Origin of the sequence: Sphingomonas sp. (assembly GCF_050725575.1) — a bacterium.
Taxonomy (GTDB): domain Bacteria; phylum Pseudomonadota; class Alphaproteobacteria; order Sphingomonadales; family Sphingomonadaceae; genus Sphingomonas.
This window is the reverse complement of sequence record NZ_JBOHHW010000040.1, coordinates 34,660-52,859: the sequence shown is the minus strand read 5'-3', so window position 1 is coordinate 52,859 and position 18,200 is coordinate 34,660. Positions and strand designations below refer to the sequence as shown.

18 protein-coding genes are annotated in these 18,200 nt (G+C 60.4%); 14 read left to right on the top strand and 4 right to left on the bottom strand.

Features of this window, described 5'->3' with window-relative positions; translation table 11 throughout:
- Positions 1 to 524 (top strand): tyrosine-type recombinase/integrase (locus tag ACRECS_RS21110; RefSeq protein ID WP_431584932.1); only part of this gene is annotated, 524 nt, incomplete at its 5' end.
- Between the two features lie 61 nt (positions 525 to 585).
- A complete protein-coding gene (locus tag ACRECS_RS21105) occupies positions 586 to 1,809 on the top strand; it encodes a hypothetical protein (protein ID WP_431584931.1) in 1,224 nt (407 codons plus the stop codon).
- A 71-nt stretch (positions 1,810 to 1,880) separates the two neighbouring features.
- On the opposite strand, the gene ACRECS_RS21100 is transcribed toward ACRECS_RS21105, so the two are convergent.
- On the bottom strand, positions 1,881 to 2,093 hold the full coding sequence (locus ACRECS_RS21100; protein WP_431584930.1) for a helix-turn-helix transcriptional regulator: 213 nt from the start codon (positions 2,091 to 2,093) through the stop codon (positions 1,881 to 1,883).
- Positions 2,094 to 2,605: 512 nt separating this feature from the next.
- Here ACRECS_RS21100 and ACRECS_RS21095 point away from each other — a divergent pair.
- From ACRECS_RS21095 to ACRECS_RS21080, 4 genes are all read left to right on the top strand, one after another.
- Positions 2,606 to 3,502, top strand: a complete 897-nt coding sequence (locus tag ACRECS_RS21095) for an ArdC family protein (protein ID WP_431584929.1) — start codon at positions 2,606 to 2,608, stop codon at positions 3,500 to 3,502.
- Positions 3,502 to 3,774 (top strand): sigma factor-like helix-turn-helix DNA-binding protein, encoded by a 273-nt coding sequence (locus ACRECS_RS21090; protein ID WP_431584928.1) that lies wholly within the window; start codon positions 3,502 to 3,504, stop codon positions 3,772 to 3,774. Before ACRECS_RS21095 ends, ACRECS_RS21090 begins: the two co-directional genes overlap by 1 nt.
- Positions 3,775 to 3,845: 71 nt before the next feature.
- Positions 3,846 to 4,751: a HEPN domain-containing protein gene (locus ACRECS_RS21085; RefSeq protein WP_431584927.1), complete on the top strand. Its 906-nt coding sequence runs from the start codon at positions 3,846 to 3,848 to the stop codon at positions 4,749 to 4,751.
- Positions 4,752 to 4,795: 44 nt separating this feature from the next.
- Positions 4,796 to 5,194, top strand: a complete 399-nt coding sequence (locus tag ACRECS_RS21080) for a hypothetical protein (protein ID WP_431584926.1) — start codon at positions 4,796 to 4,798, stop codon at positions 5,192 to 5,194.
- Here the strand turns inward: ACRECS_RS21080 and ACRECS_RS21075 are convergent.
- Entirely contained in the window at positions 5,153 to 5,470 is a 318-nt protein-coding gene (locus tag ACRECS_RS21075) for a conjugal transfer protein TraD (protein WP_431584925.1), read from the bottom strand. The two genes, ACRECS_RS21080 and ACRECS_RS21075, sit on opposite strands and share 42 nt — an antisense overlap.
- Positions 5,436 to 5,756, bottom strand: coding sequence for a conjugal transfer protein TraD (locus ACRECS_RS21070; RefSeq protein WP_431584924.1), 321 nt, complete (start codon positions 5,754 to 5,756; stop codon positions 5,436 to 5,438). Before ACRECS_RS21070 ends, ACRECS_RS21075 begins: the two co-directional genes overlap by 35 nt.
- Before the next feature lie 171 nt (positions 5,757 to 5,927).
- Between ACRECS_RS21070 and traA the strand changes: the two genes are divergently transcribed.
- Both traA and ACRECS_RS21060 read left to right on the top strand, forming a co-directional pair.
- On the top strand, positions 5,928 to 8,750 hold the full coding sequence (gene traA / locus ACRECS_RS21065; protein WP_431584923.1) for a Ti-type conjugative transfer relaxase TraA: 2,823 nt from the start codon (positions 5,928 to 5,930) through the stop codon (positions 8,748 to 8,750).
- A 9-nt stretch (positions 8,751 to 8,759) separates the two neighbouring features.
- Positions 8,760 to 9,386 (top strand): hypothetical protein, encoded by a 627-nt coding sequence (locus tag ACRECS_RS21060; protein ID WP_431584922.1) that lies wholly within the window; start codon positions 8,760 to 8,762, stop codon positions 9,384 to 9,386.
- Here the strand turns inward: ACRECS_RS21060 and tcmP are convergent.
- Complete coding sequence (gene tcmP / locus ACRECS_RS21055) at positions 9,365 to 10,531, bottom strand: three-Cys-motif partner protein TcmP (RefSeq protein ID WP_431584921.1); 1,167 nt, start codon at positions 10,529 to 10,531, stop codon at positions 9,365 to 9,367. The two genes, ACRECS_RS21060 and tcmP, sit on opposite strands and share 22 nt — an antisense overlap.
- A gap of 249 nt (positions 10,532 to 10,780) precedes the next feature.
- On the opposite strand from tcmP, the gene ACRECS_RS21050 reads away from it, so the two are divergent.
- The 6 genes from ACRECS_RS21050 to ACRECS_RS21025 all read left to right on the top strand — a co-directional run bounded on the left by ACRECS_RS21050 (position 10,781) and on the right by ACRECS_RS21025 (position 18,190).
- Entirely contained in the window at positions 10,781 to 11,557 is a 777-nt protein-coding gene (locus ACRECS_RS21050) for a DUF5131 family protein (protein WP_431584920.1), read from the top strand.
- Between the two features lie 28 nt (positions 11,558 to 11,585).
- Entirely contained in the window at positions 11,586 to 12,821 is a 1,236-nt protein-coding gene (locus tag ACRECS_RS21045) for a three-Cys-motif partner protein TcmP (RefSeq protein ID WP_431584919.1), read from the top strand.
- A 62-nt stretch (positions 12,822 to 12,883) separates the two neighbouring features.
- Positions 12,884 to 13,861, top strand: a complete 978-nt coding sequence (locus ACRECS_RS21040) for a hypothetical protein (RefSeq protein ID WP_431584918.1) — start codon at positions 12,884 to 12,886, stop codon at positions 13,859 to 13,861.
- Between the two features lie 314 nt (positions 13,862 to 14,175).
- Positions 14,176 to 14,466, top strand: a complete 291-nt coding sequence (locus ACRECS_RS21035) for a HigA family addiction module antitoxin (protein ID WP_431584917.1) — start codon at positions 14,176 to 14,178, stop codon at positions 14,464 to 14,466.
- The gene (locus ACRECS_RS21030; protein ID WP_431584916.1) at positions 14,466 to 17,201 is read left to right on the top strand and encodes a DUF499 domain-containing protein; all 2,736 of its coding nucleotides are present in this window, start codon (positions 14,466 to 14,468) and stop codon (positions 17,199 to 17,201) included. The genes ACRECS_RS21035 and ACRECS_RS21030 overlap by 1 nt, the downstream gene beginning before the upstream one ends.
- Positions 17,201 to 18,190: a hypothetical protein gene (locus ACRECS_RS21025; RefSeq protein WP_431584915.1), complete on the top strand. Its 990-nt coding sequence runs from the start codon at positions 17,201 to 17,203 to the stop codon at positions 18,188 to 18,190. Before ACRECS_RS21030 ends, ACRECS_RS21025 begins: the two co-directional genes overlap by 1 nt.
- Positions 18,191 to 18,200: the final 10 nt, after the last annotated feature.

The following is an 18,200-nucleotide window of genomic DNA, read 5'->3' as shown; positions in this document are numbered from 1 at the left end:
TGAGGCTAGCGCCACACCTCTTTGTACGCCCGGGCGAGCTGCGCCAGGCGGAATGGTCGGAGTTCGACTTCGAGGAAGGCGTCTGGGCGATCCCGGCGGAGAAGATGAAGATGCGTCGGCCCCACCACGTCTCGCTGTCGAAGCAGGCACTCGCGATAATCGCCGACATCCGACCTTTGAGCGGCAAGCATCGCTATCTGTTCCCGTGCCAGGGAAAGCGCGATCGCCCGATGTGCGAGAACACTCTGAACCTCGCGCTTCAGCGTCTTGGCTATGGCGGAGGCAGGATGACCACGCACGGTTTCCGCGCGATGGCGAGTACGCTGCTCAACGAATCCGGGAACTGGACCCCGGACGCGATCGAACGGCAGCTTGCCCATGTCGACGCGAACTCCGTGCGGCGGGTCTATGCGCGAGGCGAATATTGGGACGAGCGCGTCCGCATGATGCAGGCATGGTCCGACGAGCTGGACCGCCTTCGTGCCGAAGCACTCGCTCGCTCGATGGACAGGAAGGCGGCGTAATCGCATCCCGCCGTTCGACACCGAACGGGCGCTGACACGAATGCGTTTGGGAGGATGAACCTTGGCCAGAGTTTTCACCCGCAGTGAGTTCTACGATCTCGTCTGGTCGAAGCCGATGACCCACTTGGCCAAGGACTTCGCGATTTCGGACGTCGCGCTCCACAAGATCGCCAAGAAGCACGACGTTCCAACTCCCCCACCCGGATGGTGGGCGAAGAAGGCGGCGGGGAAAAGCGTCAAGCAAACGCCGCTTCCCAAGGCAAAAGCCGGGTCGGGCGACAAGATCACCATTGCCGGTGGAGAACTGTCTCAGGAGCAGCCTTCGATAGCGGCGGTGCGCGAACAGGCGCGTATCCTGGCCTCTGGGGAGAAGCCCGATGCGACGCCCCATCCGATTGTCGAGCGCACGCTCGCGAAGTTGAGGAAGGGTGAGCCTTCGCCCATCGGGATCGTCTCGGTTGCTGGACCTGGGCTCATCAAATGCGAAGTCGCGCCCGAGACGATCGATCGCCTTGGTGCGATCTTGAGCCAAATTGTGCAGGCAGCGTCGATGCAAGGGTTTCGCCTGATCGATGGCGAGCCCTCAGCGCGCTTCAGCGATGAGGCCGAAAGTGTCGGATTTGCGATCTCGGAGCTGACCAAGCGCGAGAAGCATATTTTGACGGAGGCCGAACAGGCGAAGGAGACCGTATGGCTCCTCAAGCGCGAACAGGCATCCAAAACTGGTTCGTGGCGTACCTACAGCTTTGACCGACCGCGCTATCCCGAATGGGACTATCGACCAACCGGGCAACTCTCGTTCGAATTCGAACAATTCTATTTTAGGGGCAGCAGCTCACCGCGTCGTAGCTTTCGCGACGCCAAGATTCAGCGGCTCGAAAACATGACCGTGGATATTGCGGTTGGCCTCGCCGTGCTCGGGGCTGCCAAGGCGGAGGACAGGCTCCGGCGTGCCGCAGAGCAGCAGCGAGTGGAGGAAGCACTCCGTTTGCGCGAGCTTGAGGCACGCGCCAAGCATATCGAGGAACGTCGCACCTCCAGCCTTGGCGCGATCCTAGGAGAACTCCAAGAACTCTATCGGCTTCGCGATCTGATGGCGCTTCTTGCAAAACAAGCGCCCGCCGATCCAACGCCGCGCATTGCCAGCTTTCTCACTTGGGCCACTTACCATCTGGCGATGCGGGAGGCGCGGCTATCGGCTCCGTCTCTCGAAGAACGATTCACCAGCGAACAATTGTTTGGCGACACCGACGATTTCGATTTCCGGGTGCCCAGATACTATTAGCCGGCTCGGCGCCGGGCTGACGCCATTCAGAAGGTGCGCGCGCTCCCACCTGTTTTTCGGAAGAGCCGGCATTACTGGCTGTGGTCGTCGACGCTGTAGAACATGGGGTTGCGCATCCAGTCGTTGACCGCTGTTTCTCGCCAGCCGGTGCAGCGCGTGCTGATCTGGACGTTCTTCGGGAACGTGCCGTTCTGAATCTTCCGGTACATCGTCGAGCGGCTGAGTCCGGTGCGTTGAAGAACGGTCTTCAGGCGAAGGATGCGGTCGGGGACATCGGTGGTCATGGCATGATCCTGTCTGCGTTGCTTTGGCTCCCCGCGAACAGGATTGAGATTGTGTGAGCCCACGCAAGAGGGGCAGGTCCGAGTTGCACCGCATAACGCCCGACAGAGCCCAGAAAGATACTCTGGCGTAGGGACGATTTTGAGGCCGGAATCCCAGGGCGTCTCACGCCTTTGGCGTGACCGCGCTCTACGTCGCCTGCGCGTCGCCGAGTCGCTCTTTGCGCGTCTCGGTCCAGTCGGATGACGATCGCATGACGCCTGCCGGAGCTTCGCTTCGGTATGCGGACATCGCGCGAGCGCGATGGCGTTGTGCCTCCGGCACTCGAACTGGCGGGGTGGGCGTCGCTTCCCTGTAGTCCTGCCGCGGCGTGCCGCAACTCCGGCTGCGCCGAGTCCTCCTCTTCGTTCCGGCCCTGCGGGTGCTGCCCGCCTTCATCGGCGGGACTGCCGGTCCGCTCCTGCCGCCCACCCCGCCATTTCGGCGCCGGTTGCGGTGGTTGGGAGTAAGGAAGATGGAGAACAGGACCGAGAACCATCGGCAGAGCCTTTATGCCGAGGTGACGTCGCGGGTGATTGCCGAGCTGGAAGCGGGGCGGCTGCCCTGGGTTCAGCCTTGGGACGATGCCGCGTGCGGCTGCACCATGCCGCATAATGCCGGAACGAGGCGGCGCTATTCCGGGATCAATGTGCTGATCCTGTGGGCGGCGGTGATCGAGGGCGGGTATGCCTCGCAGCGCTGGCTGACCTATCGGCAGGCACAGGCAGCGGGTGGTAATGTACGGCGCGGCGAGAAAGGGACTGTGGTCTGTTATGCTGATCGCTTCACGCCGAAAGGCGAAGAGGCACGGGCACAGGACGAGGAGCGCGACGCGCGACAGATTGCATTTCTCAAGCGGTTCACGGTGTTCAACGTCGACCAGTGTGAGGCACTTCCGGAAGCGCTAACCGGTACGCCCGATCTTCCTGCCGAGGTGGATATCCTGCCGCAGGTACAGGCTTTGATCGAGGCAAGCGGCGCGGATTTCCGGGTTGGGGGCGGCGAAGCCTATTATTCGCCGGGCACTGACTTTGTCGCGGTGCCGCCGCCGACTGCATTCCCCGAACCGATCAACTGGTATCGCACCGCTTTGCACGAGCTGGGCCATTGGACCGGGCATCGCAACCGTCTCGATCGCAATCAGCGCGGCGGGTTCGGCAGCGCCGATTATGCACGAGAGGAATTGGTGGCGGAAATGGCGAGCGCTTTCGCCTGCGCATCGCTGTCGATCCAGCCGACCGTGCGGCATGCCGATTACATCGGCAGTTGGCTTGCCGTGCTGCGCGAGGATGAGAAAGCGATCTTCCGGGCGGCAAGCGCTGCCAGCAAGGCGGCAGACTATCTGCTCGCCTTTGCGCCGGAGGCGGCTTGATGCGCGAGGAATTGACCGAAGCCGAGATAATCGCTCGGCTGGAACGGGCGTTGCGTCGGATGCCGAGGCTCCAGCGCGAAATCTTCCTCGCAATCCGGTTCGATGACACGGCCTATCCGGAGATTGCCGAGCGGACCGGGCTTAGCGTCAGGCAGGTGGAACGACACTTCGCGAAAAGCCTGATGCACATTGTCGATGCACTCGACCGCCCGACGCGAGAGCCGATTTGGAAGCATCTGTTTCGATGGATGAAGCGCAGGAGGAGTCGATGAGGTACGGACAGTCTCGCCGCTTTGCCGGCGAGACTGTCCGTACCGCGATCATGTCGTTAGGATGAACTGCGATGCGAACCGACCTCGATCATCTTCCAGACCGCAAGCGCCGCGACCTTGAGCGTATTGTGCAGATTCTGTTCGCCGAGTTCGAGGACGCAACCGCTCTCGCTACCCAGAAGTGGAAGAAGCAGGGGCGTATCCTCAAGGTGATCCTTTACGGCTCCTACGCGCGCGGCGACTGGGTCGAGGACCCGGTCGGCGGCTATTATTCCGATTATGATATTCTCGTCGTGGTCAGCGATGAGAGGCTGACCGATCCGGCCGAATATTGGGCGAAGGCCGACGATCACCTCGTCCGCGAAGTGACCATTTCCAAGCAGATCGGCGCGCCGGTTGCATTCATCGCGCACAGCTTTGCAGACGTGAACGATCAGCTGATTCATGGCCGGTCGTTTTTCATAGATGCGATCGAGCAAGGCATCACTCTTTACGAAGCAGAGGGATATCCCTTTGCAGCGCCTCAACCGCTTACTGAGGAAGCGGCACGGTCTGAAGCTCAGCATCACTTTGACCGCTGGTTCAACGTCGCTCAGCGTTCAGTTCGGACATTCCGACTCCAGCGTGCCGAGGGTGATGACGAATACTGGCGCAACAAGGCTGCGTTTGAGCTGCATCAAGCTGCCGAGCAGCTTTATCACTGCGTCCTTCTGACGCTGACGCTCTATAGTCCGAAATCACACAAGCTGAACTTCTTGCGCGCGCAAGCCGAGCCGCTGGTGCACGAGCTGATCAGCGTATGGCCGCGCGACACAAAGTTCGGTCGGCGCTGCTTCGAGCTGCTCCAGCAAGCGTATGTGAACGCCCGCTACTCGCCGCACTACAAGATCACACCCGAGGAGTTGGAGTGGCTCGCCGAGAGGGTCGAGCTTTTGCAGAAACTCGTAAAGGAGGCCTGCGAACGGCGGCTCGCATGAGCTGGTCGCGACGGTAATCGCAGGGTCGGTTGAGGGGAAGGCCTATGCCAAAACTGCCCATCAAAGCGCTTCCCGCAGGGGACAGTGGGCGTTTGCTCGTACGGCTTAATCACGCCTATCGCGGCGATATTGGCCGCTACGACATCGCGCGTATTCGCAACACTGCGAATGGCGAGTCCAAAATGGTTCTCGTCCTGGGGCACGACGACGAAGATGCCGTCTTCATGCCCTATGACATCAGGGTGGCGCTGGGAGTCGAGAAGGGAGGCGAACTCGATTTTTCGATCGAGAAGGTGGGCCTTCTAGGCAAGCTTGTCTGGTACGTGAATCCCCCTGATCCCGCTGTCAGCATCCCAGCCTGGATCGCTATCGTAGGTCTCGGTCTTGGCGTTGTGGGGCTTCTAATCGGAGTCGTTACGTTGGTCTGTCCAAGCACGAGCTGATTCTGATCTATTCTCTGCGGCGGCCTGATCGAAAGCGCGTTTCCCGCGCCGCCGCCAAAGCGTGAGCGCTTCCTCACGGCGCTCGCTGCGCAATGTCGCCGCGGCTTCGGCCATTAGACCGAAGATTACAGCGCGATCGTCATCGGTCAGCTCGACCAGTCCTGCCTTGGCGATGAGGCCGCCCAGCTCGATCAACTGGCGCGTTCGCTCGCGCCGTTTCACGACCAATGCCCGTTTGTCTTCACGCGCGATCCTGGCTTGTAGCCGATGACGCATCGCGACCGTGCGTCTTAGCGCCGCCAGCGTTCCCGCAAACATTACCAGCCTGTCGCGACGCGACTTGAAAGAACGCCACGCCACGTTTGTACCACCCCTCCCTTGTCCCGGTGTCTGAAGTTTCCGCCGCCATGAGCAGAACGCCTGCCAGTTGCTCGGTTGAAAGCGCGTCGGCTCCAGTGGCGGTCACCAGTTCGCCCAACTGGTGCAGCTTCTGTTCCTTCAGGCGCCGCGCCTTGTCGTTCAGCGCTTTCAGTTCCGCATCGAAATCGCGTGGTTTACGCATGGTTCGTCCTCTTGTTGTACGGCGAGGACGAACCAGTTATCGCTGTGGTCGATCAGTAGCAACGGTCTGAAATCTCTTGGGATTACGCGGTCCCGAGATTGATGAAATCTTTCGAGGGCGCGCTTATACGTCGTGCCGACGTGCTGTTTTAGGTGTAGATGGATTGCCGTCATGGCGATCTACCATTTCTCGGCCAAGGTCATTTCCCGCGCCAACGGATCGAGCGCGGTTGCTTCCGCCGCCTATCGTTCGGCCTCCCGACTGCATGATGAGCGGATCGACCGGCATCATGATTTCTCGAACAAGGCGGGTGTCGTCCATTCCGAGGTGATGCTGCCGGACGGCGCGCCCGAGCATCTGTCTGACCGCGAGCGACTGTGGAACGAGGTCGAGGCGACCGAGAAACGGATCGACGCGCAGCTGGCGCGCGAGATCGAGTTCGCGATCCCGCGCGAGATGAGCCAGGAGCAGGGCATCGACCTGGCGCGAGATTTTGTCCGCGAAGAGTTCGTCGATCGCGGAATGATCGCCGATCTCAACGTACATTGGGATGTTGGTGCCGATGGAATGGCAAAGCCGCACGCACATGTGATGCTGACGATGCGGGAGGTGGGCGAGGGCAGGTTCGGGAAGAAGAATCGCGACTGGAACCGCACCGACCTGTTGGAGAAGTGGCGCGAGCGCTGGAGCGAGCATGTCAACCAGCGGCTTGCAGAACTCGATATCAACGCGCGGATCGATCATCGGTCGCTTGAGGCTCAGGGAATCGAGCTGGAGCCGCAGCACAAGATCGGACCGGCGGCGTCACGCATGGCGGCGCAGGGTCTGGAATCCGAGCGGCTCGAAGAGCACCAGGCCATTGCCCGCGCGAACGGCGAGAAGCTGTTGGCGAACCCGGCTCTCGCGCTCGACGCGATCACGCACCAGCAATCCACGTTCACCAACCGCGACATCGCGATGTTCGTCGATCGCCACAGCGACGGGAAGGAGCAGTTCGACCACGTGATAGCGGCGGTGAAGGCCGCGCCCCAGCTGGTCGCATTGGGTAAGGACGGGCGCGGCGAGCAGCGCTTCACCAGCCGCGCGATGATCGAGACCGAACAGCGGCTCGAACGCGCCACGGATGCGATGGCGAACGGCGATCACCATTCCGTCGCCGAACGCCACCGCGACACCGCGCTGGCGCGCGCAGCGGCGCGGGGCATGTTCCTCTCCCCCGAACAGCGCAGCGCATACGAGCACGTCACCGATGCAAAGGGCCTCGGTGTCGTCATCGGCTATGCCGGCACTGGCAAGTCGGCAATGCTGGGTGTCGCGCGCGAGGCATGGGAAGGGGCGGGCTACTCCGTCCATGGGATCGCACTGTCCGGTATCGCCGCCGAGAATCTGGAAGGCGGCTCCGGCATCGCATCGCGTACGATCGCGAGCATGGAGCATCAATGGGCGCAGGGTCGCGCACTGCTGACGAGCCGCGACGTGCTGGTCATTGACGAAGCCGGGATGATCGGCACGCGCCAGATGGAACGCGTTATCAGCGAAGCGGAAAAGCGTGGCGCAAAGGTCGTTCTCGTTGGCGACCCCGAGCAACTTCAGGCGATCGAGGCGGGCGCGGCATTTCGCTCAACCGCAGAGCGCCACGGCAGCGTCGAGATCACCCAGATTCGCCGCCAGCGTGATGATTGGCAACGCGACGCGACCCGGCAACTCGCGACCGGTCGGACGGTCGAGGCTATTGCCTCTTACGATGAGCGCGGACGCATCCACGCCGCCGACACCCGCGAGCAGGCTCGGTGTGAATTGATCGATCGCTGGGATCGCGAACGTAGTAGTTCGCCCGGCGCAACGCGGATCATCCTCACCCACACCAATGACGAGGTCCGCGCGCTCAACGTCGCCGCGCGCGAGCGGCTTCGTGCAGGCGGTGCGCTTGGCGAGGATATCGCGGTGCGCGCCGAGCGCGGTGAGCGGCAGTTCGCGACTGGCGACCGCGTCATGTTCCTGAAGAACGAGCGCAGCCTTGGCGTGAAGAACGGCACGCTTGGGCAGGTGCAGTCGGTCACGCGAAGCCGGATGGCGGTGATGCTCGATGACGGTCGATCTGTCGCGTTCGACGTGAAGGACTATGCCAATGTCGATCACGGCTATGCGGCCACCGTACACAAGTCGCAGGGCGTGACGGTCGACCGGGTGCATGTGCTGGCGACGCCGGGGCTCGACCGCCACGCGGCCTATGTAGCGCTGTCGCGGCACCGCGATAGCGTCGATCTCCATTATGGCCGCGACGACTTTGCCGATCGGGGCAAGCTGGTTCGCGCGCTCTCGCGCGAGCGTGGCAAGGATATGGCGTCTGACTATCGGCAAGCGGCGGAGCCGCCGCGCTCTCAGCAACCGCCACTATCACGCAATCCGTTCGCCGGGCTCAGGATTAGCCCCGCACCGGCTATCGAGCCTCAGCCAACCCAGCTCGACAAGGCGGTCGAGCGTTACGCGCGCGCTGCGGCGGATATCCTGCGCATGCGCAAGGCAAACCTCCCGGAGTTGCCACACCAGAAAATCGCCTTTGCCGAAGCTGGCAAGGCCCTCGACGCGCTGCGGCCTGAGGCCGCGCGCGATCTACGCAGTGCGATGAACGCCGATCTTGGACTGGTTGACCAGGCCGCCAGCGGCAAGACGGCTGCGGCGATCCGCGCGATGACGCTGGAGGCGGAGGTTCGGATCGACACAACACAACGCGCTGATCAATTCGTCGCCGAATGGCAGCAAAAGACGCGCAAGCTGCAGAGGCTCGATCGCACTGCTGACTATGATGCCGTCCACCGGGTGAAGGAAAGCATGACGGACTTGGCCGAGAGCCTACACCGCGATCCTCAGCTCGAGTCGATGCTTCGAAATCGTACGAAGGAACTCGGAATCGGCAAGCTGACTGGGGCATCTTTGTCCCATGACCTCCAGCAAGTACCCGCCCTCTCGCGTGGTCGCGGACTGGGCCTGTAGGATCAGATCATGACCGATGATCTCACCCAAGCCGCCCAAGCAGACGACATTGCCCAAGCGTTCGAAGCCCTGCGGGGCGAAGTCAGCCTAGCGCGCGTCGCGCTTGAAGGGCTGACCGCAGCGCGAGAGCGGTTACCGGATTACAGCACAACGCTTGGCGAGATGGCCGAAGCGTTGAAGGGCGCGGCCGATGGCATCGCTCGAATCGAAGGGAGTCCGGCGGCCCGGCTATCTCCGGCCACCCTGACTGTGGCGATCGTCAAAGCGAGCGTTGATGCCCGTGCCGAGGATCGCGCGCTGTTGCAGGAAACGCGCGACGCCTTGTCGCGGTCGATCGGACGGATTGATGGCATTGTCGAGCGCGGTCATGCGGCGGACCGGCAGGTACGGTGGCTGATCTGGACCGGCGTGGGCAGCCTGTTCGCGGGCATTTGCATCTGGTCGATCTTACCGGGAGCAGTCGCGCGCTCATTGCCGGCTGGTTGGCACGTTCCGGAGTGGATGGCAGCGCGGACGATGGGGATGGAACAGGGTAGCGCGGGCGCGCGGATGATCGCGACCGCGCCGCGAGCAGACGACCCGGAACAGAAGGCTGACCCTATCCCGCTGGATAATCAGAAACGGCGGAGTCGATAACCGTCGTCCGGAGAGCGCTTGCGCGGTGCCCAATCTAGGAATTGCAGGGCGCCACTTTTACGTAGGTCCCCGGCTAATTGATTTAGTTGCGCATGGCTCACCACATGGCGCTCCATCACCCGTGGCCAAATATCGGCCCATGTCGCGCTGGCCGGTGCAAAAGGTGCGATGGTACGTAACAAGGCCCGAGCGCGCTGAGCCTCGTCCTCAAAAAAGGCTACAGTCGGATCGGGGGCCATGTCGCTAACGGAGCCAAACAGCTCATTCTGTTTGGTGACGGACGTTGCCGCCGAAAGCTTGGTGACGCCGCGGATCATATCCTGTTGCCGCAGTGCCTTGATCTGGCATTCGCGGAATACCCTCAAACCCACTGGGCTACGGGTCCCGTACACCAAGCAATATAGAGGGCGATCTTTGGTCGGGCGGAGAACGGTCGTTTCGGCAACATGCTTGTAGCCGCCCAAACGGCCAAGCTCGGAAGAAAAGGCCTCTACTAAGACCGCCTTTCGGTGTTCAGCCTCGGAGACGCCGGCAGGTGGCTCCTCGGAGAGTCGGCTCCGCCACGCGCTATTAGGGATCAGTTCGCCCAGGCCACGTTCAATATTCGGCGCCCGGATCGACGCGGCGCGGTTAATAAAGTCGAACATGAAATTGAACACCACCTCGCTGTTGGGGCGGCTGAGCAATGGGGCGAGGCGGGTCATATCGATCCGCCAGCCCTTCGGGTCGATGAAAAGGAAGGCGAAGGCGCGTTTCGGAATGGCCTTGAGCACGGTTGGCGCTAAATCGATGAAGGAGCCATGATAGGTCTCGATCTGGATTTCGGGAAATTGCGCCTTCACGGCCTGGAGGTTCCGATAAGCGGTCGGATCCTTCTCAATGAGGTGGGCCGACATTCTCACAGACCGGCCAAGGTTCTTCCACGTGGCTTTCGCACGCGTAAGGGCGCCAAGAGCGATCCCGAAAGAGGTGTCATCGTAACCCTCACCCGCGCTCTGCCAAGGTCCTGAGAAGCCATCGACATAGGTTATTTCGTCAAACGTGCTGGCGATTTTGTGAGCGAACGTCTCAAGATATTCGCTTAGCAGGAAGTGTTTCACGTAGGCCTGCTCGCGACCGGCATAATGCTGCAATTCTCCGATCAAGGCGACCTCGGCTGCTTATGCCGTAGTGTCACGGCTTGGATCTAACCATTACCAGACTCGATCGTCAAGTCGACGAAATCTCGCGGCATCGAATTATTTGCCTCACACGACCGCGACTGCCGGAACCTGAGCTATGCTGCTTATCGACGCGTAAGGGGAAAACCGGCATGATGCTGCAAGAAATTTCTTGGAGTGATCCTGCGACGGACCTAACGCCCACCTCCAAGCGCGATGGAAGAGTAAGAGCCGATGGCCGAGACCCAGATCGAGTGGACCGACGCCACCTGGAACCCTGTTGCGGGATGTTCCATCGTCACGGCTGGCTGCACCAATTGCTACGCGATGCAAATGGCGCGTCGCCTGGAGGCAATGGGTGTCGCAAAATATGAGGGGCTGACCCGTAAGACCGGCAAGCGCGCTGTATGGAACGGAGTGGTTCGCGAAGATCGTACTTCGCTCGCGATCCCCTACGCGTGGCGAAAACCTCGCAAAATCTTTGTTAACTCCATGAGTGATCTCTTCCATGACGCCGTCAGTGAGGAGTTCATCATCGAGGTTTGGCGGGTCATGCGGGAGACGCCGCATCACCACTATCAGATCCTCACCAAGCGCCCCGATCGAATGGCTGAAGTTGTGGCACGCGCTATTCCCGATGTCCTGCCAAACGTTTGGCTGGGAACAAGCGTCGAGGATGCCAATGTCATCTCTCGCATCGACTACCTTAGGGCTGTACCAGCCGCGATCCGCTTCATCTCGTTTGAACCTCTGATCGGACCAGTGGGTGCCGTCGATTTGACTAACGTGCATTGGGCGATCGTCGGCGGTGAAAGCGGCCTCAATGCTCGACCTATCCAAGAGGACTGGATCGACGAGATCTACGAGCAATGCGATATTTACAGCGCCGCTTTCTTCTTTAAACAGTGGGGAACTTGGGGCAAAGATAACAAGAAGCGCTCCAAGAAGGCGAACGGTCGCGAATATCGCGGCCGGACCTGGAATAATATGCCCGCGACCTTGGCTCTATAAACCAGGAATCGCCAACCGGGAGCGGGATTTGGTCAAGAAGGCATACGCGTGGGACCAGGGGGCTACCTTAGACGAGCATAGCCGCCGAAAACACAAGATACTGCGCGAGTACTTCTATCAATACATCGTTGTACGTTGTCAGAACCCGCAGCAAACCAAATTCCGTCTCGCGGTAGTCAACGGCTTTTCAGGAGGCGGTCGCTACGCTTGTGGCGCAGCTGGCTCCCCGATTATTTTTATCGAAGAGCTGCAACGCGCGTTAGAGGCGGTAAACCTTCGCCGCATCAGTCAGGGCCTGGGGAAGGTCGAGATTGAGTGCCTCCTGATTTTCAATGATTCCATGCCCGGCGTCACGCAGATGCTGCAAGAGTTCTGCGACCCACTCGTCGGAGCTGCAAAGGTAACATGTCCCGATCTGCACCTCGACATTGCGTATTCGAACAAGGAGTTTGAGGAGGCCTACCCGGTCATCAAGGGCATTATCGCAGGCCGCTTTCGGAATGTGATCTGGAATCTCGACCAATGTGGTCACGTGCAGGTTGATGTCGCGACCATCAACGAGATTATGAGGTCAACTCCCTCGGTCGAAATCTTCTACACCTTCGCGATAGACAGCCTCTTGACGTTCCTAAGTCGGACTAATCCGGGATTGATGGCAAAGCAGGTTCGCCATCTTGATATAAATCCAGCAGATCTGCGAGCGATAGACGGGATCGTAAGCAATGAATCTTGGCTTGGCGCAGCAGAACGTATCGTATTCGAGGCATTTCACAGCTGCGCGTCGTACGTCAGCCCATTTTCTATTACGAACCCAAAAGGGTGGCGGTATTGGCTGATCCATTTCGCTAACAATTATCGAGCTCGTCAGGTCTATAATGACGTCTTGCACGATAATGGCACGCAGGCTCACTTTGGATTGCCTGGCCTTCATATGCTACACTACGATCCGGAGAAGGAGGGCGGTCTATATTTGTTCGAGGCTGAACATCGCGCGAAGGCTAAACTCAAGCTGATCGACGACATTCCCAGATTTGTTTCCGAATCTGGAGACGCGATGTTAGTGGGCGACTTCTATGCGGCGGCGTATAGCGCCACGCCGGCCCATAAGGACGACATTCACGGCGCCATGCTGGGCAGCGACGATCTTGAAGTGCGGACACCCGCAGGCGGGGTCAGGCGCATGAGCCATCAAATCACAGTTAGGGATACGCTTCGTTTGAAGAATCAGAGATCATTCTTCACATATTTCGACAAGCTCACCTGAGAGGCGCTTCAAATGGCATCCATGATATCGACGAGCTGCCTCGATTTGTCAGACCAACTAATGTGACCGTTTGGCGAGCATTCGATGTTCCGCTGGCTGGCTACGTCAACTTGTTCAGTGAGGCTATCGAAGTCACCGAGGCGAGGGTAACGGATCTCTTTTGGCCTGTAGATGACGGCCTTCAAGTGATCACCAGCGATTATTCGGGCCAGCACCGGGAGGCAACCCATGAGGTCTACTCCTTCCTGATTACCACCAAGAGCGCACTGGAACGCTGGCTGCCTTTGCGCAAAGCGTTTCGCGACAGATGGCTTCCCGACGGCCGCCGAATTTCCTTTAAGCAACTTCGTGAGCCAATGCGTCGGCGTGCATACCCTCATTTTCTTGATCTGGCTGGTTCACTCCCAGCCAACCTCGTCACAGTGATGATCGATAACCGAGTCGGTAGTTTCGTCGAAGGAGGACCGCAGGCGCTGGCGTCCGTGCTCGATGATTGTTTTGTGCCGGGTGCCTCGTCGGGCAGTATCGAGAAAATCTATCGTCTGGGCTTGTTCGTTGCGATGATCCAAGCTGGCTTGCGCCGCGAGGATCAGCCCTCTCTGTGGATTAGTGATCACGACGAAACCCTCGACTCGTTCGACAAGCGCGAGCGCTTCGGCCGCCTTGCGACCTATCTGACGTTTGGCCTGACCGGCCGGGCAAACTCTGCCGAACAGTCCTTTATGACCACCGAGGCTAAGGACCTTCCCGATTGGGTTGAGGATTTGGCGTCGATTCCCGACATCGCTGCCGGAGCTTGTGCGAGCCTCAGCAGCAAGCTCCCGCTGTTCATGCGGCAAAAGACTTGGGCCGTCGGCATAGCCTACGGCGACGGCATTGACTGGAGAGCCAAGACTTTCGGCGACTGGCTCTCGGCGCCTCATGGGTTGCTACGGCATGTGCTGCTCCGGCTGGCGCCGGACGGGAAGGGAGATATTCGTGCCTCCGTCCAGAAATTCGCCCGACGATCCAAGGCGACCGAGGCTCTGCCGAAATTATGAACCGTTACCCAACATGAAGGTTGTCGTCGCGACCTGGCAGCATTGTATTCCTGGCGCGCGGGACTGCGAAGCGCACAAGCTGATTATGGCTAATTTTGAGCCGTGGATTCAAGCCTCGGCGATGCAATCTCATCCACTGAAATAGGTGAAAGCATGACGGTGCTTTGGCCTCAGGGACTACCAGCCCCGACATGGGATAGCGGCCCGCCGGATCTTCGCTACTAACCGACAGAGGCATCGCCCTGATCGCCTTGTCGAGCGTCGATTATCACTCTACAAGCATCAGCTTGGGGTGAGGGGTAAATCGGTAGGCGATGCATCCAGGGACGACCGTTCGGCAGGATTGCCTTGAAAAGAATGGGTTGAGTGTCACCGATGCGGCCCGCGTCCTTGGAGTTGATCGGCAGACACTCAGCAATTTGTTGAACGCCAAGTCCGGCATATCGCCAGAGATGGCCATCCGGTTGGAAAAGGCGTTTGGCACGCCCGCGCGTGAATGGCTGGTGCTTCAGCTCGAGTACGAGCTGGCCGAAATCATGCGGCGAGTCGAGAAGATCAATGTTGAGCCTTTCCGCGCGTCAATCCCGGAAAGCGGGGGGAAGTAATGCTTGGGCTGACCTTACGAGAAGAATTTCGGGGCAAGCGCCTTAAAGGCACTGCCATCGAGCTGGCTAACGATCAGCAGACGGGCGCAACCCAGGTCGCAGCCAGCCAATTCCTCGAAATCACTTATCCCACGCATGATCTGCTGAAGGGAATCGAGGCAGTCGGCCCTAACCACGGGCGGCCCGTGGTGGTGATTGGCGAACGCGGCCTCGGTAAGTCCCACTTGATGGCCGCGCTCTATCACGCAGTCACGAACCCTGCATCGACGGGCGCATGGCTCAATGCGTGGGCGACCACCCTGAACGATCCGTCTATCGGCAAAATCGAACTGCGCGATGGGATGCACGTCATCGGCGAAAGCCTACATCGCCACCGGTACAAGTACCTGTGGGACGTGCTGTTTGAGAACCACCCGCACGGCGCCTTCATAAATGGCAAATGGGAAGGCCAAGGCCCTTCCAAAACCGAGATTCCTTCCGACAAGCTCATCATCGAACTGTTGGAAAACAAGCCGACGATGTTGCTGCTCGACGAGTTTCAGACATGGTACGATGGCCTCACCAACACCAAGCAGTACCCCTGGAAAAATTGGGCGTTCAACTTCATCCAAATCCTTTCGGAGATCGCCAAGGAGCGTCCCGATCTGTTGGTGCTGGTGATCTCGGTACGCAACGGCGGCAGCGACGCCTATCAGCAGGTTCACCGCGTCAACCCGGTTGCGATTGACTTCAAGGCCGCCGGTAGCGCCGAGCGCATCCAGCAAGACCGCCGTCGCATGCTGATGCACCGCCTATTCGACAACCGCTTGCAGATCGCCAGCGGTACGATTGAGGCATTGGTCGCGCAGCATGTTGCTGAGTCTTTTCGCTTGCTGAACGTGCCGCCTGCCGAGCAAGAGCGCAAACGGCAGGAGTTCACAGAATCCTGGCCATATGCGCCCCATTTGCTGCGGCTGCTTGAAGAGCAGGTCCTGATCGCCACCGATGCGCAAGAAACGCGCGATCTGATCCGTATCCTGGCCAACCTGTACAAGAGCCGTGGCGAGGCAGTGCCTGTGCTCACCGCTGCCGATTTCAGGCTGGACGATGACACCTCGGGCATCAGCGCATTGCTGGAGGCCGTGGCCAATCAGCACCATCGCACTCTGCGCGAGAAGGCTCAGCAGAATATCATTTCGGTGCAAGAGGCGCGGCACGACCACGCCAGTATCGCCCCGCACCTGCAAGAAATCGTCAGCGCCTTGTGGCTGCGCTCGATCGCCGTGGGCAACCTCGCCGGCGCCGAACCGGCCACGCTGCAGCTCGATATCACCCGCAACAAGCCAGTCGACGACAATGCCTTTCAGGTCGAGCTGGCGACCATCATCGAGAACAGCTTCAACATCCATCAGGAAGGCACGAAGCTGCTCTTCCGCGAGGATGAAAACCCGCGCGCCAAACTGATAGCCTACGCGCGCAATGACAAGCTGTTCGCCGATGGCGCCGATCAGGCGCAGCTAGCCAAGCAGGTGCGCTACGTCATCGGCGGCAGCGACGAGGTGGCGAGGACCTTTCGGGTGATCGCACTGCCGAAGGCTTGGGTGAACGATCCGTGGACTTCGCTTGACGAAGCCGAACAGCCAAACAACTGGGATGACCGTTTACCCGTCCTTATCTTGCCTGAAGAACCGGACAAGCTCGACGCTACACTAGGTCGCTGGCTCAAGGATCAGTTGCAGAAGCGCCGAAACACCGTTCGCTTCCTGCTGCCGCGCGCAGGCAGCACGAACGCCTTTCAAGATCGCGACCTGCTCATCCTCGCTCGCGCCGAGATGAAAGCGCAGGAATGGAGCGGTCAAAATCCGGAATACAGAAAACTCCACAAGGAATTCGAGACCACTCTCCGCGACAATCTCAAGAAGCGGTTTGACCGCTTCGCGGTGCTGCAGCGCTGGAATTTTGCCGACCCAGCGCAGTGCAAATTCAGCGTCGAGCGTCTGGATAAGCAAGGCTCGCAAATTCCCGAGGCCATCGAAGAGGCACTGACCAACGATCTGTTCGTGCCTGAGGATTTCGAGGATTTGGTGCTCGAATTCGCCGACAACAACGATGCGGTCGGCAAGCTGCTCCGCGAACTCCAAGAGCCGCGGCCTGCCGAACAAGACTGCATCCCATGGCTGGGCGAGACGGCGATGAAGGAGCGTCTGCTGCGCCTGTGCGCCAAGGGCAAGATCGCCCTCAACGTGCGCGGAATGGAATATCTGCAAACCCATCCGGGCGAGGACGAGGACACCGCATGGCGGCGGCTGCGGCCCAAGCTCTCGCTCACGGGTCGTCACCTCGACGACGTGTTCGTGATGCGTCCTTCTGCGGTGCCAGCGACGGGCGGCTCCGCGCCGGCCGCGCCGGTGCCAACGCCAACACCGACCGGCGGAGATCTGCTCGGCGGCGGCGCAACATCAACGCCTGGCGTCGCTGAACCCGCACCGGGTGATTCTCCGGTGCCGGCCCCTGCGTCAAGTGACATCTTCGGCGGCGCCGCCACGGCGAGGAGGCGGACTGCTCTGTCAAACCCGGCTACGTCGCCGCTCAACCTGATCGGCAAGATTGAAGGCTGGGGCATCGGCCCCGCCACGCGCTTAGACGAAGTCTCGATCAAGGTGTCCACAGCGACCGGCGCTCAGCTCAGGGAACTCCTTAAGAAGCTGCCTGAGGGTATGACCTTCGAGCTGAATCTTGAGAAGGAGGACGACTAGTGGCCCTGACCGTCAGCGCCCTCCGCAGCCTGACACAAGGCACGGACGCTGACGCTTGGCGCGTCATTGTCGCCCAGGCCGTCGAGATTGCCTCGAAGCCCCTGGCGATAGGCAACGCACCCAGCGAGGTCGTTAAACGCGACCGCGAAATCGGCGGACTTGACCTGTTCCTTTCCTCCAGCGGTTGGGATTTGTGGCAATCCTTCGGCGACAGCGTTGAACGCACCTCGGACCGATTATTGCGCTGGTGGGCCGAGCCCTTCAGCGCCAAAGCGGTGCTGATCCTCGACGGTCTGTCGTTGCGCGAGCTACCATGGCTGTTGCAGGGCGCAATGGAGCGGGGTTTGACCATCCATGAGGTCAGCGCCAATGGCTCTGAACTGCCTGGCGAAACCAATGAATTTGCCCGCGCGCTTGGCTTCGCCAGTCGGAGCAAGCTCCAGAACAACGGCGGCGGCGGCTCGCACAAACTGCAACCGGCGCAGACGGAAACCGTCGATCTCCCTTGGAAGGACTGCGGGGCGCTGATCGGTAGCACGCCGAACCAAGTCTTCTGGCATCATTGGCCGGACGCCAAGCTCCATGACGGCTCCGGCGCCGGCCAAGGGCTGGAGCCGCTAACGAAAGATGTGGCCGAGCAGCTCACCAGCGACGACTTCTGGGTCTTCGTCGAACGTCTCGCTACCGGACGGCGGTTGGTCATCACGTCCGACCACGGCTACGCGGCCACAGGTTACTTTCCCGACGCGGACGGTGAGGTAGGCCAGTTCCTGAAGCAGACATTTTCCAGCGGGCGGAGCAAGCCGGGCACGGGTGAGACGGGCCCCTTTGTGCCGCCGGTGGCCTTGCAGATTAACGGCCCACGCGGGGCCCACCTGTTGGCCCTGGGCCGCAGGAAATGGCGCAGCCAGGGCGGCTATCCGACACTCACCCATGGCGGCCTGTCGCTGTTGGAAGTGTTGTCGCCTTTCGTCGAGCTGACTAAGTAAGGATTGCGTA

Bases quoted from the DNA above. Each gene is read 5' to 3' on its own strand.
- ACRECS_RS21080 (WP_431584926.1), top strand. From the start codon at position 4,796: ATGCCAAAACTGCCCATCAAAGCGCTTCCCGCAGGGGACAGTGGGCGT.
- ACRECS_RS21070 (WP_431584924.1), bottom strand. From the start codon at position 5,756: ATGCGTAAACCACGCGATTTCGATGCGGAACTGAAAGCGCTGAACGAC.
- traA (WP_431584923.1), top strand. From the start codon at position 5,928: ATGGCGATCTACCATTTCTCGGCCAAGGTCATTTCCCGCGCCAACGGA.
- ACRECS_RS21060 (WP_431584922.1), top strand. From the start codon at position 8,760: ATGACCGATGATCTCACCCAAGCCGCCCAAGCAGACGACATTGCCCAA.
- ACRECS_RS21075 (WP_431584925.1), bottom strand. From the start codon at position 5,470: ATGCGTCATCGGCTACAAGCCAGGATCGCGCGTGAAGACAAACGGGCA.
- ACRECS_RS21085 (WP_431584927.1), top strand. From the start codon at position 3,846: ATGCGAACCGACCTCGATCATCTTCCAGACCGCAAGCGCCGCGACCTT.
- ACRECS_RS21035 (WP_431584917.1), top strand. From the start codon at position 14,176: ATGCATCCAGGGACGACCGTTCGGCAGGATTGCCTTGAAAAGAATGGG.
- ACRECS_RS21095 (WP_431584929.1), top strand. From the start codon at position 2,606: ATGGAGAACAGGACCGAGAACCATCGGCAGAGCCTTTATGCCGAGGTG.
- ACRECS_RS21100 (WP_431584930.1), bottom strand. From the start codon at position 2,093: ATGACCACCGATGTCCCCGACCGCATCCTTCGCCTGAAGACCGTTCTT.
- ACRECS_RS21030 (WP_431584916.1), top strand. From the start codon at position 14,466: ATGCTTGGGCTGACCTTACGAGAAGAATTTCGGGGCAAGCGCCTTAAA.
- ACRECS_RS21090 (WP_431584928.1), top strand. From the start codon at position 3,502: ATGCGCGAGGAATTGACCGAAGCCGAGATAATCGCTCGGCTGGAACGG.
- ACRECS_RS21050 (WP_431584920.1), top strand. From the start codon at position 10,781: ATGGCCGAGACCCAGATCGAGTGGACCGACGCCACCTGGAACCCTGTT.